At 40.5% G+C, this 1,803-nt stretch carries 2 protein-coding genes and 1 pseudogene; 1 reads left to right on the forward strand and 2 read right to left on the reverse strand.

Going from position 1 to position 1,803, the window contains the following annotated elements; all coding sequences use genetic code 11:
* Positions 1–162: 162 nt before the first annotated feature.
* Together BZG79_RS15150 and BZG79_RS15155 are read right to left on the reverse strand one after the other, a co-directional pair.
* Entirely contained in the window at positions 163–513 is a 351-nt protein-coding gene (locus tag BZG79_RS15150; RefSeq protein WP_077774820.1) for a helix-turn-helix domain-containing protein, read from the reverse strand.
* A gap of 102 nt (positions 514–615) precedes the next feature.
* A complete protein-coding gene (locus tag BZG79_RS15155; RefSeq protein ID WP_077774821.1) occupies positions 616–1,332 on the reverse strand; it encodes a hypothetical protein in 717 nt (238 codons plus the stop codon).
* A 320-nt stretch (positions 1,333–1,652) separates the two neighbouring features.
* On the opposite strand from BZG79_RS15155, the pseudogene BZG79_RS16835 reads away from it, so the two are divergent.
* Positions 1,653–1,803, forward strand: a pseudogene (locus BZG79_RS16835) (IS110 family transposase); the annotation flags it as partial.

The raw sequence follows: 1,803 nt of genomic DNA on the forward strand, positions 1-1,803 counted from the left end.
ACTTAAAACGCAACAAGAACTTCTACTTCAAATTGCTAGTCCACATAATCTTAGAGTTCTTTGGAGCAAATTAATACTTAAAACGCAACAAGAACTTCTACTTCAAATTGCTAGTCCACATAATCTTAGAGTTCTTTGGAGCAAATTAATCACAAATAGAGTCTACCAATTCAATATGGTAGACTCTTTAAGCAACTTCATAGCATCTCTTTCAATATCATCCTCACTATAGAGATTGAGGTCTTCACCCAGTTCGTTTTCTACTTCTCTAATAGCTTGGTTAAGTACTTGCTCATCCACTGGAACTTTTGGTTTGAATTCGTAATGTAATTCACAATTAAGACACTCAGCAATTTCCTTTAAACTTTGAATAGTAATATTACCCGTAATTTCCCTACTATCAAGTTCGCTAACAGTCGAAGGAGCTTTGCCTAGCTTAACAGCTAACTGTTTCGAGGACATACGTAGAGATTTTCTAATCTCTTTAATACTATTTAATGCTCTATCTGCCATCCAAATTTACTCTTTAATGTACATGTACCACTTGCTGCCTAACGCCCGCATTTTCGGCTGGTTTGGAGCGGAACGGAAAACCAGTCCGGCAACATGCGCTTGTTATGTTTTTGGTAGTTTAAGACCATGCTCAGCCTCTAGATACTTAAGAACTTTATGTAGTGCTCTATATATATTTAATTCATTAGCACCAAATGGATAGTATCCACTGATTAACTGTTCGGCAGGAATGTCTCGGGGTACGGTTCTCCGTTTGTATTCATTTTCACCATCGTAAAATTTGACAGGGTAACGAAATGAGCGACCTTCACTTTCTAGTTCGCCCCAACTCCCGTAATTTTGAATGTTCCCGTTGTAACACTCGCTACCTATGATGTTCTCGATATCTATCAAAATATTCTTCAGCGGATCGATTTCGGCTCGAGTCCGTTGAATCGCCTTAAAAATTGAGGCCTTGTTCTGTATATACTCAAGCTGCCCCCTAAAATAATTATCATTGTCTGATTGAGCTTCAAGCACCCATTGGTTATATAAATCGTTTCCCTGGTTCCTGCTTGAAAGCTCTTTCAATTCTACGATTGCTTCTAGCTCGTCTTGAATTGAAGATAAACGTTCTTCCCAGCTTTCGAAAATTTCCTCGGCCCCTTGGATTAAAGTTTCTTTTTCTTCATCAGAAATGCCTGAATAATCTAGAGCCACGAAACTTCTATATGCATCAAGCTCTTCCTTGACTGTGTAAGTTTGCATTTCCTTGTCTTCAGGCCACGCTTCTTTTGCAGCACTTTTGATTTCTTCAATGACTGAGTCAGGAACTGGCATTTAACCTCCTTAAAAACATAACGCTAAGCTAACGGGCAGTGACGTAGCGGCATAATCGCGAAGCGCCGCTGCGTTACTGTCCCAGTGAACGAAGTGAACGTGTTAAGCGCTTTGTATGGATAATCTCACCCGTATTTGGGTAAAGTGAGACCCAGGCTTTAGCTGCAACTATAGCTTTCTAATGTGCAGTTCGATTGAACGCTGGCTCCTCTGTCGAGAGACCGATAACAAACATGAACGCACCTTAGAACTCCAAGCACCAGACTCGAATACTCGACTGGGTCTCGAACCCGTATTACGCAAACAAGAGTTAGCTTATTATGAATACTGCATCCAATCAAAACATCTACATCGGCGTCGATACCGGCAAAGCGCAACTCGACATCTACGTCAGACCAACTGCGCACTTCTTCTCTGTGCCAAACACTGATAAAGGCATTAAAGATGCATTGAAAATCATCAAGCCATATC

It is taken from the genome of Salinivibrio sp. MA427, from assembly GCF_001996115.1.
Classification (GTDB): domain Bacteria; phylum Pseudomonadota; class Gammaproteobacteria; order Enterobacterales; family Vibrionaceae; genus Salinivibrio; species Salinivibrio costicola.